At 42.5% G+C, this 14,755-nt stretch carries 13 protein-coding genes and 1 pseudogene; 8 read left to right on the plus strand and 6 right to left on the minus strand.

Annotated elements, in window-relative coordinates; translation table 11 throughout:
• Positions 1-38: 38 nt before the first annotated feature.
• The gene (leuD, locus tag FTU58_RS02450) at positions 39-689 is read right to left on the minus strand and encodes a 3-isopropylmalate dehydratase small subunit (RefSeq protein ID WP_180009180.1); all 651 of its coding nucleotides are present in this window, start codon (positions 687-689) and stop codon (positions 39-41) included.
• Positions 690-786: 97 nt separating this feature from the next.
• Positions 787-2,235: a 3-isopropylmalate dehydratase large subunit gene (gene leuC / locus FTU58_RS02455; RefSeq protein WP_004976092.1), complete on the minus strand. Its 1,449-nt coding sequence runs from the start codon at positions 2,233-2,235 to the stop codon at positions 787-789.
• Between the two features lie 276 nt (positions 2,236-2,511).
• On the opposite strand from leuC, the pseudogene FTU58_RS02460 reads away from it, so the two are divergent.
• The 3 genes and pseudogenes from FTU58_RS02460 (at position 2,512) to FTU58_RS02470 (ending at position 5,080) form a co-directional block, all read left to right on the plus strand.
• Positions 2,512-3,569, plus strand: a pseudogene (locus tag FTU58_RS02460) (RNA-guided endonuclease InsQ/TnpB family protein).
• Between the two features lie 206 nt (positions 3,570-3,775).
• Positions 3,776-4,012 carry a DUF2061 domain-containing protein gene (locus FTU58_RS02465; RefSeq protein WP_004976091.1) on the plus strand — a complete coding sequence of 79 codons (237 nt, stop codon included), beginning with the start codon at positions 3,776-3,778 and terminating at the stop codon, positions 4,010-4,012.
• 207 nt (positions 4,013-4,219) lie between these two features.
• Positions 4,220-5,080, plus strand: a complete 861-nt coding sequence (locus tag FTU58_RS02470) for a LysR family transcriptional regulator (protein WP_180009098.1) — start codon at positions 4,220-4,222, stop codon at positions 5,078-5,080.
• Positions 5,081-5,174: 94 nt separating this feature from the next.
• Here FTU58_RS02470 and FTU58_RS02475 read toward each other — a convergent pair whose 3' ends face one another.
• Both FTU58_RS02475 and FTU58_RS02480 read right to left on the minus strand, forming a co-directional pair.
• On the minus strand, positions 5,175-5,420 hold the full coding sequence (locus FTU58_RS02475; RefSeq protein WP_004976087.1) for a DUF2789 family protein: 246 nt from the start codon (positions 5,418-5,420) through the stop codon (positions 5,175-5,177).
• Between the two features lie 153 nt (positions 5,421-5,573).
• Positions 5,574-6,224 (minus strand): HAD family phosphatase, encoded by a 651-nt coding sequence (locus FTU58_RS02480; protein ID WP_070155338.1) that lies wholly within the window; start codon positions 6,222-6,224, stop codon positions 5,574-5,576.
• Between the two features lie 183 nt (positions 6,225-6,407).
• Between FTU58_RS02480 and FTU58_RS02485 the strand changes: the two genes are divergently transcribed.
• Both FTU58_RS02485 and ptsP read left to right on the plus strand, forming a co-directional pair.
• On the plus strand, positions 6,408-6,890 hold the full coding sequence (locus FTU58_RS02485) for an RNA pyrophosphohydrolase (RefSeq protein ID WP_004976084.1): 483 nt from the start codon (positions 6,408-6,410) through the stop codon (positions 6,888-6,890).
• Positions 6,891-6,989: 99 nt separating this feature from the next.
• On the plus strand, positions 6,990-9,287 hold the full coding sequence (gene ptsP / locus FTU58_RS02490) for a phosphoenolpyruvate--protein phosphotransferase (protein ID WP_167845752.1): 2,298 nt from the start codon (positions 6,990-6,992) through the stop codon (positions 9,285-9,287).
• Positions 9,288-9,302: 15 nt separating this feature from the next.
• Here ptsP and FTU58_RS02495 read toward each other — a convergent pair whose 3' ends face one another.
• Positions 9,303-9,494 (minus strand): hypothetical protein, encoded by a 192-nt coding sequence (locus tag FTU58_RS02495; RefSeq protein WP_004976081.1) that lies wholly within the window; start codon positions 9,492-9,494, stop codon positions 9,303-9,305.
• A gap of 442 nt (positions 9,495-9,936) precedes the next feature.
• Here FTU58_RS02495 and FTU58_RS02500 point away from each other — a divergent pair, with 442 nt between their 5' ends.
• Positions 9,937-10,428, plus strand: coding sequence for a macro domain-containing protein (locus tag FTU58_RS02500; protein WP_004976080.1), 492 nt, complete (start codon positions 9,937-9,939; stop codon positions 10,426-10,428).
• A 135-nt stretch (positions 10,429-10,563) separates the two neighbouring features.
• Here FTU58_RS02500 and FTU58_RS02505 read toward each other — a convergent pair whose 3' ends face one another.
• Positions 10,564-12,216 carry an acyl-CoA dehydrogenase family protein gene (locus tag FTU58_RS02505; protein WP_180061991.1) on the minus strand — a complete coding sequence of 551 codons (1,653 nt, stop codon included), beginning with the start codon at positions 12,214-12,216 and terminating at the stop codon, positions 10,564-10,566.
• Positions 12,217-12,298: 82 nt separating this feature from the next.
• On the opposite strand from FTU58_RS02505, the gene FTU58_RS02510 reads away from it, so the two are divergent.
• Complete coding sequence (locus FTU58_RS02510; protein WP_180061992.1) at positions 12,299-12,931, plus strand: TetR/AcrR family transcriptional regulator; 633 nt, start codon at positions 12,299-12,301, stop codon at positions 12,929-12,931.
• Positions 12,932-13,205: 274 nt separating this feature from the next.
• Positions 13,206-14,726, plus strand: a complete 1,521-nt coding sequence (locus FTU58_RS02515) for a catalase (RefSeq protein WP_180061993.1) — start codon at positions 13,206-13,208, stop codon at positions 14,724-14,726.
• Positions 14,727-14,755: the final 29 nt, after the last annotated feature.

Genomic DNA, 14,755 nt, shown 5'->3' on the forward strand with positions numbered 1-14,755 from the left:
AGAGTTAGGCAGCGATGCTATGACAAATTTCAGCGAATTTATGCCTGAATTTCGGCAAAAACCCATGGACGCGACTGCTTAGTATTCTCTTCATAAGCACGAATGTCATCGGCTGCTTGTAATGTTAAGCCAATATCATCCAAACCATTCAATAAACAGTGTTTACGGAATGGATCTACTTCAAATTTAAATGCCGTACCGCTTGGTGTACGTACTTCTTGTGCGTCCAAGTCGATGGTTAATTGATAGCCTTCAGTCGCCGCACACTCTTTAAATAATTGCTCGACCTGCTCTTCAGACAAGATCACAGGCAACATGCCGTTTTTAAAGCAGTTATTGAAGAAAATATCGGCAAAGCTTGGTGCAATAACGGTACGGAAACCATATTCATTCAATGCCCAAGGTGCGTGCTCACGGCTTGAACCACAACCAAAGTTGGCACGTGAAATTAAGATTGAAGCACCCTGATAACGCGGCTGATTCAATACAAACTCAGTATTAATCGGACGTTTTGAGTTGTCCTGACCCGGATAACCTTCATCTAAATAACGCAATTCATCAAATAAGTTATCGCCAAAACCTGTACGTTTGATAGATTTCAAAAACTGTTTTGGAATGATTAAGTCTGTATCGACATTGGCACGGTCTAATGGTGCAACGATACCTTGTTCAACGGTATATTTTTTCATGTTTAATTCTCACTGAATCCGTAACCTCTCCCTTGCCCTCTGCTATAGCGAGAGGGAACGCCATCTCTCTGAGAGAAGGCTGGGATGAAGGCATAACTTAGAATGAACGTACGTCTACAAAATGACCTGCGATTGCTGCCGCAGCTGCCATTGCTGGACTCACCAAATGGGTACGACCACCGTTACCTTGACGACCTTCAAAGTTACGGTTTGAAGTCGATGCACAGTGTTCACCCGGTTGCAATTTGTCTGCGTTCATTGCCAAGCACATTGAACAACCTGGTTCACGCCATTCAAAGCCTGCTTCTACAAACACTTTGTCTAAGCCTTCTTGTTCCGCTTGTTGCTTAACTAAACCAGAACCTGGAACCACCATCGCCTGTTTAATACTTGCTGCAACTTTACGACCTTTAATCACTTCAGCGGCTGCACGAATATCTTCAATACGCGAGTTGGTGCATGAGCCAATAAATACGCGGTCTAATTGAATATCTGCCAAAGACTGACCTGCAGTTAAGCCCATATATTGATAAGCACGCGTCCAGTCATTGCGCTGTACATCATCTTTCGCCTGCTCTAAAGTTGGTACGGCTTGTGATACTGGAATGACCATTTCAGGTGAAGTTCCCCAAGACACTTGCGGCTCAATTTCTTCGCCTTGTAATACCACTACAGTGTCAAAGTGCGCGCCTTCATCTGAGTGTAAAGTATTCCAGTAAGCAACTGCTGCATCCCATTGCTCGCCTTTTGGTGCATAGTTACGACCTTTCACGTATTCAATGGTTTTGTCATCCACAGCGACCATACCTACGCGCGCGCCTGCTTCAATCGCCATATTACATACTGTCATACGTCCTTCAATCGACATATCACGGAATACTTGACCACCAAACTCAATCGCGTGACCTGTACCGCCTGCAGTACCAATTTTACCAATGATCGCTAAAACGACATCTTTCGGTGTAACACCTTGACCTAATTTGCCATCTACACGCACTAGCATGTTTTTCATTTTCTTTTGAACTAAGCATTGGGTTGCTAATACGTGTTCAACTTCAGACGTCCCAATACCATGCGCTAAACACCCAAATGCACCGTGAGTCGCTGTATGTGAGTCACCACAAACTACGGTCATACCTGGCAAAGTTAAGCCCTGCTCAGGCCCAACCACGTGCGCAATCCCCTGACGGATGTCGTTGATGTCAAACTGCACCACATTAAAGGTTTTGCAGTTGTCATCTAAAGTTTGTACCTGAATACGTGAAGTATCATCTTCAATACCTGCAATACCGTCCGCACGTTCTTTTTTAGACGTTGGTACGTTATGGTCAGGCGTTGCCACGTTGGCACTTAAACGCCACGGCTTACGTCCTGCAAGTTGCAAACCTTCAAAGGCTTGTGGAGAAGTCACTTCATGCAATAAATGACGGTCGATATACAATAAAGCCGAGCCATCATCACGTTGAGTGACCAAGTGATCATCCCACAATTTGTCGTACAAAGTTTTTGCAGCTGGATTTTGTGCTTGTTGGTTTTCGCCTGCCATGTCAGATCTACTCCACTGGACTGGGTAATTTTTTCATTAATTTGATTATAACCGCGAATTTGTATAAATCTAATTTATCATTTTTATTAATTTAAAAACTTTTAGGAATTATTTAGTTGTTTCTAGCAAAATAATTTTTATCCACTGGAGCGTAAAACCTCGTGGTTCAGCACGAGGATATAAGCGACTGGAGTAAACCATATGAACGACACGAAATGTCGTTTTAAATTTTTGTAATATAGTCACTATTAAGAAAAATACTGTTAAAATAATTGGATGAAGACACTCAAATTACGCATAAAAGACAAACATTGCAAGGTGCTAAATCAGTTAGCATCCGAAGTAAATTTTGTCTGGAATTATGTCAATGATTTGTGTTTTAAGCATCTACAACGTAAACAACAATTCTTTTCAGCATACGACCTTGCAAAATACACGAAAGGCGCATCGAAAGAATGCAACTTGCACAGTCAAACTATTCAGGCAGTGACAGAAGAATTGGTCACAAGACGCAAGCAGTTCAAAAAAGCAAAACTAAAATGGCGTGTCAGTAATAAAAAATCAGCTAGACGTTCGCTGGGTTGGATACCGTTTAAAAAGGTTGCAATCAAATATGCTGATGGCTATGTTCAATATGGCAGGCATCAATTTAAACTATGGGATAGTTACGGATTAAGTCAATACAATATCAAAACAGGCACATTCGTAGAAGATAGTCGTGGACGTTGGTATGTTTGTCTTGTAGTTGATGCAGTCAAAATAGAAAAAAACAACGCTAAAACCTCAATTGGCATAGATTTAGGTTTAAAAGATTTAGCGACTTGTTCAGATGGCGTAAAACTTAAAGCACCTCAAATCTATCGGCAATATGAACAAAACTTGGTATTGCTCAACGTGCAAAAAATAAGAAACGTGTCAAAGCCATTCATGCCAAGATTAAAAATGTAAGACAAAACATGCTGCATCAATTCAGCCGAAAACTGGTGAATGAACATGCAGCCATCTTCGTTGGCAATGTGAATGCCAAAGCATTAGCACAAACCAGATTGGCTAAATCAGTGCTAGATGCCAGTTGGACAACACTAAGAACCATGCTCAAGTATAAATGCGAGAACGCAGGGGTATGTTATGAAGAAGTCAATGAAGCCTATACCACCCAAATTTGTTCGTGCTGTGGCTCACGCTCCAGTAGTCCGGAAGGTAGAGCAGGACTTGGAATAAGAGAATGGCAGTGTGTGGAGTGCGGTACGCTCCATGATCGGGATGTAAATTCCGCACTGAATATTCTTGCGCTCGGGCATGAGCGTCTAGCAGTAGGAATCTCCGTCCTTTAGGTCGGGGAGGATGTCAATGATTCATCACGACCTGCCTATAAGCAAAAACAAATAGATGCTTAAAATTTTGACCTTATAATCTTTCTATTAAAATCTAATTTTCCAATCAAAATTACAAAATTATTCGTTTTTACAAATTAAATAAGAATAATTATCCTTTAGCTATCCACACAGAAAACGGTCAAAGCAGCAGAAGGAGTATTCACATGAGCCATATTCAAAAATTTGTCGCCAACAATCAACGCATGTTCAAAAAAACTTTAAGCTACTACATCATGCACATCACCGTGGCGATGGTGGTCGGTTATATAGTCACAGGCAATATTTGGATGGCCATTACCTTAAGTTTGGTCGAACCGACAGTACAAGCTGTTGCGTATTTCATTCACGAGCGGATTTGGGAAAAGAAAGCACAAACGCAAGATTCTAAAATTATCGCTTAATGGTTTTATAGATTCTGCTTGTGAATATTCCATTTCAGTTTGAGATCATCTTGGTTGCAGCCCACGATGATCTTTTTTTATCTCTGCTGTATCTCTACAAGATCATCCCGAATGCATAGTTTAAAAATAAGTAGAATTTGTTTTGATTAATTCTAATTTTTTCTAAATAATAAGCACAGTAATAAAAAATCTTTATGGATGGTGCAAATGAATCTTGCAGCCTTTGAAGCCTTTGTTAAAGTCATGGAAACAGGTTCTATTTCTTTGGCAGCAGATCAGTTATTTATTACCCAACCTGCGGTGACCAAACGTATTCACAGCCTAGAAGACTATTTTGGCGTGAAACTGTTTGAATCAGCAGGTCGTGGAGTGCAAGCCACGCATGCAGCACATTCATTATTACCCAAAGTCAAAAACTGGCTGAATGAACTGGGCGATATTCACCACACTCTCAGTCATGAGCAAGGACAGGTTCAAGGCAAACTGAAAATCGGCACCAGTCACCATATTGGTTTGCACCATTTACCCAATCATTTACGTGAATATGTACAGGAATTTCCCAACGTCACGTTAGATGTGCATTTTGTCGACTCAGAACAGGCACATGAACAAGTTTTGGCAGGCGATTTAGAACTGGCTTTTCTGACCTTACCGCCCAAATTAGATGAACGTCTGTCTTATGTCACCATTTGGAATGATCCATTGGTGTTTGTGGTCGCATCTTTTCATCCGCTTGCACATCAGGAAAACCTGCAATTGACCGATTTACTCGCCTACCCTAGTTTGTTGCCTGCCGCGCAAACCTATACCAGTCAAATCACTTTGGCAGAGTTTGAAAAGCAAGGTGTTAAACCTAAAGTCACCATGAGCAACAATCCGTTAGAATCAATTCGGATGTTGGTGTCAATTGGTTTGGGATGGTCTGTTTTACCTAAAACGTTGGTCAATCAGGACTTACAACAGTTAGATATTGACTTAGAAATGAACCGTCAATTGGGCATGGTATGGCATCCGGGACGGACGCAATCACGCGCTGTTTTAGAATTGATTGAGATGATGAAACACTAAAAGATTAATGGTTTCTTTTGAATGAAAAACACCCTCAGACACGATTGTACTGAGGGTGTTTTTTTATTGGCTCAACTTGGACACAAGTGAAGTCTTAACGACTCACCGAATCTTCATGCAAAGATTCATTCAATTGGTCTACCACAATTGCCCATGAACCATCCGATTTCATTTTTTCGACGATAAACTGACGCTGTGCTTCCGTCCAAAATTCTGCCTCGGCAATTGTTGTTTCTGCATTCAATTGATGCGTTTCAATAAATTGCTGAATCGCAGCTTCACTGGCATCCAAACCCAGTTGTTCAAATAAATGTGTCATTCTTGGGCGTACACCACTCATTTTTTCACTCCTGATCATTTTTAATTCTTGTCTTACCTTAGCATGCCTATTCTAAAAATGAATGACATAATCCAACATTGCAATAAATAAAAACAAAAAATAAATCAATAAGCTAGTAAAAGCCAGAGTAGCAACACCTCAAAAAATTCAGACTTAAATTGACCAATCCTGCACATCCCAACCTTGCTCTTCAGCCAAAGCCTGTAAACGTGCATCAGGATTTACAGCAATGGCGTGATCTGCATATTCCAACAAGAAACGATCATTAATCGAGTCTGAATATGCCCAAGATTCTGTCACTTCACGCCCTGCAAGCCATTGCTCCAAACGCACCAACTTGCCTTGTTGATAACACGCAGTATTAATGACTTTGCCTGTATATTTACCATCGACCACTTCGGCATTGGTGGCAATAATTTCACTAATACCAAACTCACGGAAAATAGGTGCAGTAATAAAGTCAGATGTTGCTGTAATCCCCACCAATTCATGCCCTAATTCTTGATGACGCTGAATAGCTTTAAACCCTTCAGGGCGCATTTGTGGACGAATCACCTTTTGCATAAATAATTCATGCAAATCTGTGAGGTACTGATTGTCGTGCTGGGTTAAAAACTCAAATACAAATTCGTTATATGCAATTGGGTCGAGTTGCCCTGCTTTGTAGTCTTCATAAAACTTGTCGTTCATGGCGCGATGGCGAACAGGATCGACCAAGCCTTCACTTACCAAAAACTCACCCCAAGAATGATCTGAATCAGTATTTAACAAGGTGTGATCGAGATCAAATAGCGCCAATTTCATGAAAATACTCGTAAAAACTGAAATTTAAGAAAAAAATTGTAAATCTATCTCCGCTAGTCGATAGAAATTCGTTAAGATCATAGCAATTTTAACATTATTTACACTTTGCGTTTTCGAGTTGGAGAAAAGAAATCATCATCCCCGAGTGCAAAGTCATAAATTAAACAATATTTAGGTAGCCAAATGATCGACTCAGAAGGTTTCCGACCCAATGTCGGGATCATTTTGGCAAACGAGTTTGGACAAGTTTTATGGGCAAAACGCATTGGTCACAATGCATGGCAATTTCCGCAAGGAGGTATCCAATATGGAGAAACCCCTGAACAGGCACTTTATCGTGAGCTGAGAGAAGAAGTTGGCTTACTGCCCGAACACGTCCAAGTTATCGCGCAAACTAAAGGTTGGCTGCGTTATCGTTTGCCACATCGGTATATACGCACGGATTCGGATCCCGTATGTATTGGTCAAAAACAGAAGTGGTTTTTATTGCAACTGACAGCGTCAGCGCATCATATTCGGCTGAATTTGTCAGATCCACCCGAATTTGATCAATGGCAATGGGTCAGTTACTGGTATCCGCTTGGTCAGGTCGTCAATTTTAAACGTGACGTCTACCGTAAAGCGATGGTGGAGTTGTGCAATCAATTGCCCCTGAAAAAACCTTAAAATTTGCATGAAGATGTAGATTTTTTAGCTTATTGTTATAGGGTCATCTGTGGTGTAAAACTGACCTCAAATCATTGATTGGAATATGGAGTAGCGCGTATGTCGAACATGCAACTGGATACCCTTAGACGCATTGTACAAGAAATCAATGCGTCCACCAGTTTGCATGAATCACTCGATATTATGGTCAATCAGGTCGCAGAAGCCATGCATGTGGATGTCTGCTCTATTTACCTGCTCGATGAACGCAATCAACGCTATTTGCTCATGGCATCAAAGGGTTTAAATCCTGAGGCTGTGGGGCATGTGTCTCTACATACCAGTGAAGGTTTGGTCGGTTTAGTCGGACAACGTGAAGAAATTGTCAACCTAGACGACGCACCTAAACACGAACGCTTCATGTATTTGGCCGAAACAGGCGAGGAAATTTATAATTCTTTCCTTGGCGTGCCTGTCATGTATCGCCGTAAAGTTATGGGCGTTCTTGTGGTGCAAAACAAGGACAAACAAGACTTTTCTGAAGCGGCAGAATCCTTTTTAGTCACACTTTGTGCTCAGCTTTCAGGTGTCATTGCGCATGCGCATGCCGTGGGCAACATTGATGTGTTCCGCAAACCCAACAACCTGCCTGCCTACAAAACCTTTCAGGGCGTATCAGGTTCGGGCGGGATTGCACTGGGTCGTGCGGTAATTCTGTATCCACCTGCAGATTTGGCGGCTGTACCTGATCGTGAAGCTGAAGACATTAGTGAAGAGTTAGAATTACTAGACAACGCACTAGATGCAGTGCGTCAAGAAATTCAGGCACTAGATGACAAAATGCAGGATGCCTTAATGGCAGAAGAACGCGCTTTATTCAGTGTGTTCCTACGCATGTTGGATGAAAATGCCCTGCCTGCAGAAATTAAAGAACTGATTCGTGAAGGTAACTGGGCACAAGGTGCAGTGCGTATTGTAATTGACAATCACATTGCCCTATTTTCGCAAATGGAAGATGACTATTTACGCGAACGTGTTTCTGACCTGAAAGATTTAGGGCGTCGTATTCTCGCCTCTTTACAAGAAGCCGATGCCAGTCACCGTGAACTGACCGATGAAAGTATTTTAATTGGCGAAGAAATTTCCACAGCAGCTTTGGTAGAACTACCTGTCGATAAAATTGCAGCGATTGTTACCACCGAAGGCGCAATGAATTCTCACATGGTAATTGTGGCACGTGCTTTGGGTATTCCAACCGTAGTTGGCGTAACTGAGTTGCCGATCAACAGCCTAGACGATGTGGAAATGATTGTAGATGCGCACCAAGGTCGGGTGTTTATCAACCCGCCACGTCGCATGCGGACACGCTATAAAGAAATTCAAAAAGAAGAAGAACAGATTGCCAAAGACCTCAAGCAATATGAAACCAAAGATGCCATTACCCCTGACGGCGTAGCGGTAAAATTGTATGTCAATACAGGCTTGATGATTGACGTGGTGCGTGGCGTACAACGCGGTGCTAAAGGTGTTGGTTTATATCGTTCTGAAATTCCATTTATGCTGCGTGACCGTTTCCCGGGCGAAGAAGAACAGCGTGCTATTTACCGCCAACAGCTCAGTCACTTTGCCAACAAACCTGTGGTGATGCGTACGCTAGATATTGGCGCAGACAAGGACTTGCCGTACTTTTCGATTGAAGAAGAAAACTCAGCCTTGGGTTGGCGCGGGATTCGCTTCACGCTAGATCATCCTGAAATTTTTTCTTCGCAAATTCGTGCCATGCTCAAAGCCAGTATTGGTTTGAATAATCTGCATATTTTGCTGCCAATGATCACCAGTGTCAGCGAGGTTGAAGAAGCCTTGTATTTGCTAGATCGTGACTTGCAAGCAGTGCAGGAAGAAGAACAGGTTAAAATCACCAAACCGAAAATTGGCATTATGGTAGAAGTACCGAGTGTGCTGCTGCAAATTGATGAATTTGCCCCGTTGGTGGATTTTTTCTCGGTAGGATCAAACGATTTAACCCAGTATTTATTGGCAGTGGATCGTAACAATCCGCGTGTGGCCAACGTCTATTCACACTTTCATCCTGCAGTACTGCGCGCCTTAACCCGCTTGGTGAAAGAATGTCATAAATATGACAAGCCTGTGAGCGTTTGTGGCGAAATGGCAGGAGATCCGCTGTCTGCGGTAATTCTGATGGCAATGGGCTTTAATACCCTGTCGATGAGTTCAAGTAATATCTTGCGGGTGCGTAAAGCAATTTGTCATGTACCGATGACCGATGCGCAACATTTATTAGATCAGGCGTTAAAAATGAATAATCCGCTGATGGTGAAAAGTCTGATGGAATATTATTTTAAAACCCATGGCTTGGGCGATATGGTGAAACTAGCGACACGTATCGTATCTCCATAAAACTTAGTTTAAGCCTCAAGCAACACACCATTCACTCCAAAAACAACAAGGGCGATAATCATCGGAATATCGCCCTTGTTTGTGTTTGCTATAGCCTCGTTTGGCATTTTTCTTACGGTCTACAAAAACCTGACTTTTGTTGACTTCGTGCATGTGTTTGGCCACAAAGTTATGCTGAATAAGCTCAGGCTGTTTTTTCTTTGCCATTGCGCTGTTCCTTTCGGTTGATCATAGAAATGAGCAGTGTCACTACTCTTTATAGATGGAGATGTTGAGGGAAAATTCAAGCCAATTGCTTCTGCATAACGTGACTATTCTCTCGCCAATGTTCCATGTTCAATTGGGAAGCCGATCATACGCTTTTTTGTACATTTTACAAGCGACTTTCATTCAATAGTGCTAAGATAAAAAGAAGGGTAAATAAATTATTGCGCCACTTTATCAGATTTTTCTGACGGTTATTTTTGAAGGCTATTTTAAAGAATACTCAGCGGCTTTACCCATACAATTATAGCATGAAATTCTAAAAAATTTTATTACTTTGCAAAGACTTAGTAGTTATAAAATCCGCTAGAAAAACGGCAATGATTGGCTAATATGAATATAGAAGATCAGTTTAACAAGACCATTAAAAACAGGAGTCAAATTCATGATTTATGAAGTTTCTGGAGATATTTTACTGAGCGAAGCACGTGCGATTGCTCACGGTGTTGCCCCTAACGATAACTTTGCAACAGGTTTGGCTTTAAGTCTGCGTGAGCACTGGCCTGCGCTATATAAAGACTTCCGCAACTATTGTCATATTTACCATCCTAAAGCGGGTGAGCAATGGACTTGGGTCAATGCCGAAGGTCAACGCATCGTCAACCTGATGACTCAGGAAGCGGCTTATGACAACGGTTCAAAACCAGGTAAAGCATCGACAGAATACGTCAACCGCACTTTGAAAAACTTAAAACAGTTGATTGAAGAAGAGAAAATTGAAAGCTTGGCGTTACCGCGTCTTGCAACAGGTGTAGGCGGTTTAGATTGGGAAGATGTACGTCCACTCATCTACAAACACTTAGAAGATTTGGATATTCCAATTTACATCTACACTCTATATCAAAAAGGTGTAAAAGCTGAAGAGCCTGCGAAATAAGTTTCGCTGAAGCAATCAGCTTTGCTACAAGCGAGCGTGATTGATCACGACTCGACTGCAATATACGGTTCAATTCACCCGTTTGGTTTTACCAAGCGGGTGAATTTTTTGTGCAGAATCAAGTAGCAAGGGATGCTATGCTGAAAATGCACGCTGCAAGATGGATGCAACATCGACCTGTTTAGGTTTAAGCATACCCACCACTTGCCCATGCAATGCACTATAACGCGACTGAATAAAACCTTCTGCCACAAAACTTGGCGCATAACGCAACAACAAAACCGCTTGTGCCAAAATCACCAAACGGCTCACCAAAGCACGTGCCATAAATTGTAAATCGTTGCTGTTCGTGGTCTGCAATAACTGCTGCAAACCATCTAATTCACTGCCCAAAATAGGATGAGTAACGGCAGTGCGAGCAAAATCCTGCAATAACACCTGAATCAGCTCAGGTTCTCGCTGCATAGCGCGTAGTACATCCAGACACATGACATTGCCTGAACCTTCCCAAATGGTATTTACAGGTGCTTCTTTGAAAATACGTGCCATGATGCTGTTATCGACATAACCATTGCCACCAAAAACTTCCATCATCTCACCTGTAAGTTCCACCGCGCGTTTGCAAATCCAGAACTTTGCAGCAGGGGTCATTAAACGCTTCCATGCCAAAGACACAGCATCATCGCTTTCATAACAATGTGCCAAATGAAAACTGAGCTGTACCGCAGCTTCAGTTTCCAAAGCCAAATCTGCCAAGACTGCCTGCATTAATGGCTGATTCGCCAAAGTCTGTCCAAATGCTTGACGTTGTCGAGTATAGGCAAGGCATTGCACCAAGGCTTGACGCAGCATGGCACTACTGCCCACAGCACAGGTTAAACGAGTGTAGTTCGCCATTTCAATAATGGTGGGAATACCGCGCCCTGCTTCGCCAATCATGATGCCCCACGCCTGCTGAAATTCGACTTCAGAACTGGAGTTACTCCGATTTCCCACTTTGTCTTTTAAACGCTGTACCTGAATATTATTTTTTCTGCCATCTTCTAACCAACGCGGTACAAAGAAACAAGCCAAACCATCTTGTTCGGTATTGGCGACCACCAAATGTGCATCACACATTGGTGCAGAGAAAAACCATTTATGACCTGTGAGCAAATAGGCTTGCCCACGCCCTGTTGCTGCGACTGGAACGGCAAGCGTTTGGTTGGCACGCACATCTGAACCACCCTGCTTTTCTGTCATCCCCATGCCAAGCCAAATAGATTTCTTTTGTGAAATTGGCACATCACGTGGGTCATATTCATTACTTAGCAGTTTTTCGCCAATTTTGGCCCACAATTCAGGTTCACGCTGAATCAGCGGAATACTGCCCAAAGTCATAGAATTCGGGCATAAATTGCCACATTCGACTTGTCCAGCCAAATAAAACCGACTGGCCCAGTCCACCCATTTTGCTGTAGATTGAGGCTGTTTAAATGGATGCGCATGGGTGTCAAATTCACGATTCAGCGCCATCCAGTGATGCCATGCAGGATGAAACTCCACCACATCCTGACGACGTCCACGAGCATCAAAGGCATGTAAAATAGGGGTATGCCGATTGGCTAAATCTGCATAGTGATAATATTCTGCCGAAGCCGCAATTTGCCCCATTTCATTGAGCTGTGTCTGATCCGTACTGCCATAACGAGATAAAATTTCTTGTAAAACAATGTCACTTTCAAATAAGTTATAGTCTTGTAGTTCGTCAAACTGATTTTGAATTTGATGGGTCGCCCATGTTTGCATTGTGTTAGATCCCTGATGATTTTTTCCTGATGATGCTTTTCAGTATAGAAAATAATAAGCAGCAAGGTGTTCGGCTTTATTTATGAAAAATTCTGAGATACAAGTGCGTCGTAAACCGCGCCAATCAAGGGCTAAACTGACCCAAGAGGCTTTACAGGAAAGTTTTGTTCGGCTTTTACATGAACGCCCTGCAGATCACATTACCATTCGTGAAATTACAGACTTGGCAGGCGTGGGTTTAGGCACGTTTTATGAATATTTTTCTAAAAAAGAAGATTTAATTGCACTCACCATTCACCTACACGTGAAAACCAATGCAGAACGCCTACAAAGTTATGCACATCGGCAACTGGAGTTATCCACAAATCTAGCTTTCGAGGATTATTTGCAGCAAGTTGTTGGCTTTCAGCTCGAACAGATTCAGGCTCAGCAATTTTTATGGGCACATAGTTTTTTATTAGAACGACAGATTTCTAGTATTGAAATTTATAGAAAAAGTTATGCCATGATGGTGAACATGTGGCTGAATATTCTTGGCCCATTTATTGCCAATGCAAGTCAATGCCACACCCTTGCTTTAAATATGCAGCGTATTTGCTATGGTTTTGTCGCACAAAGTTTATTAATTGAGCCTAATTTTCAGGATTGGCCGCAATTACGTAGCGATATGTTGCAAGCCATGCAGCCTTTTTATAACAACCTGAAAAGCCTTTAATACCTTCCAATTTACGTCAGCCAAGCACTCAGTTTTAGCATCGTTAATGCCAATCATAAGTAACATATTTATCTATTTGTAAAATCAATAAAATCGTTTTACATTAAAATGGTGAGATTTGAAAAGCTTTCATCTACAAAGCCCAATCTGCATGATATTGTGGTGTTGTAGTTGATTTTTTAAACCAACAAAACGGTTCATGGCCGCTTGCTTTATGAAGATAAGTTTCTAATGCAGCCCCCCTACATGATGATCACAATAATGGAGAACAATGATGAGCCAAGAGATAAAAAAATGCCCTGTGACGCATTTAACCACCGATGCAGGCGCACCTGTTGTAGATAACCAAAATAGTATGACCGCAGGTGTACGTGGTCCACTGCTTGCCCAAGATTTATGGCTGAATGAAAAACTTGCCAACTTTGTTCGTGAAGTGATTCCTGAGCGTCGTATGCATGCCAAAGGTTCAGGTGCATTTGGTACCTTTACGGTCACTCACGATATTAGCAAATATACTCGTGCTAAAATTTTCTCTGAAGTGGGTAAAAAAACTGAAATGTTTGCGCGCTTCTCTACCGTTGCTGGTGAGCGTGGCGCTGCCGATGCAGAGCGCGATATTCGTGGTTTTGCCTTAAAATTCTATACCGAAGAAGGTAACTGGGATTTGGTTGGCAACAACACACCCGTGTTCTTTTTCCGTGACCCACGTCAGTTCCCTGACCTAAACAAAGCAGTTAAACGTGACCCACGCACCAACCTGCGTAATGCGACCAATAACTGGGATTTCTGGACTTTGCTGCCAGAAGCACTGCACCAAGTCACCATTGTGATGTCGGATCGTGGTATTCCTGTGGGTTATCGTCACATGCATGGTTTTGGTAGCCACACCTATAGTTTTATTAATGCCAATAATGAGCGTTTCTGGGTGAAATTCCACTTCCGCACTCAACAAGGCATTCAAAACCTGACCGATGCAGAAGCAGCAGAATTGATTGGTCGTGACCGTGAAAGCAGCCAGACTGACCTGTATAACGCCATTGAGCGTGGTGATTTCCCTAAATGGACGCTGTTCGTACAAATCATGCCTGAACTTGAGGCAGAACAAGTGCCATATCACCCATTTGACCTGACTAAAGTTTGGCCTAAAGGTGACTACCCACTCATTCAAGTGGGTGAGTTTGAGCTGAATCGTAACCCAGAAAACTACTTCCAAGATGTTGAACAAGCCGCCTTTGCGCCAAGCAACCTTGTTCCAGGAATCAGCTATTCACCAGACCGCATGCTACAAGCGCGTTTAGTTAACTATGCCGATGCTGCTCGTTACCGTGTAGGCGTGAATCATTCACAAATTCCAGTGAATGCAGCACGTTGTCCCGTGCACTCAAACCGTCGTGATGGTCAAGGTCGTATGGATGGCAACTATGGCAGCTTGCCACACTACGAGCCAAACAGCTTCCACCAATGGCAAGAGCAACCACAATATCGCGAACCTGCATTGAAAATCCGTGGCGATGCAGATTTCTGGGATTATCGTGAAGACGATAGCAACTACTTTAGCCAGCCGCGTGCCTTGTTTAATTTAATGAATCCTGAGCAAAAACAAGCGCTGTTTGATAACACGGCACGTGCAATGGGTGATGCTTTAGACTTTATTAAGTATCGTCATATTCGTAACTGTTATGCATGTGACCCTGCTTATGGTGAAGGCGTTGCAGCAGCTTTAGGCATGACTGTTGCCGATGCGCAAGCAGCACGTGCTAGCGACCCTGCACTTGGTCAGCCAGGCGTACTGTAATCTTTGTGGTTAAAGATCAAGTCAGTCTG

Origin of the sequence: Acinetobacter sp. YH12120 (assembly GCF_013418795.1) — a bacterium.
Taxonomy (GTDB): Bacteria; Pseudomonadota; Gammaproteobacteria; order Pseudomonadales; family Moraxellaceae; genus Acinetobacter; species Acinetobacter towneri.

Coding starts and splice junctions, on each gene's coding strand:
- FTU58_RS02505 (WP_180061991.1), bottom strand. CDS start 12,216: ATGCAAACATGGGCGACCCATCAAATTCAAAATCAGTTTGACGAACTA.
- FTU58_RS02465 (WP_004976091.1), top strand. CDS start 3,776: ATGAGCCATATTCAAAAATTTGTCGCCAACAATCAACGCATGTTCAAA.
- leuD (WP_180009180.1), bottom strand. CDS start 689: ATGAAAAAATATACCGTTGAACAAGGTATCGTTGCACCATTAGACCGT.
- leuC (WP_004976092.1), bottom strand. CDS start 2,235: ATGGCAGGCGAAAACCAACAAGCACAAAATCCAGCTGCAAAAACTTTG.
- FTU58_RS02495 (WP_004976081.1), bottom strand. CDS start 9,494: ATGGCAAAGAAAAAACAGCCTGAGCTTATTCAGCATAACTTTGTGGCC.
- FTU58_RS02500 (WP_004976080.1), top strand. CDS start 9,937: ATGATTTATGAAGTTTCTGGAGATATTTTACTGAGCGAAGCACGTGCG.
- FTU58_RS02515 (WP_180061993.1), top strand. CDS start 13,206: ATGAGCCAAGAGATAAAAAAATGCCCTGTGACGCATTTAACCACCGAT.
- ptsP (WP_167845752.1), top strand. CDS start 6,990: ATGTCGAACATGCAACTGGATACCCTTAGACGCATTGTACAAGAAATC.
- FTU58_RS02510 (WP_180061992.1), top strand. CDS start 12,299: ATGAAAAATTCTGAGATACAAGTGCGTCGTAAACCGCGCCAATCAAGG.
- FTU58_RS02470 (WP_180009098.1), top strand. CDS start 4,220: ATGAATCTTGCAGCCTTTGAAGCCTTTGTTAAAGTCATGGAAACAGGT.
- FTU58_RS02475 (WP_004976087.1), bottom strand. CDS start 5,420: ATGAGTGGTGTACGCCCAAGAATGACACATTTATTTGAACAACTGGGT.
- FTU58_RS02485 (WP_004976084.1), top strand. CDS start 6,408: ATGATCGACTCAGAAGGTTTCCGACCCAATGTCGGGATCATTTTGGCA.
- FTU58_RS02480 (WP_070155338.1), bottom strand. CDS start 6,224: ATGAAATTGGCGCTATTTGATCTCGATCACACCTTGTTAAATACTGAT.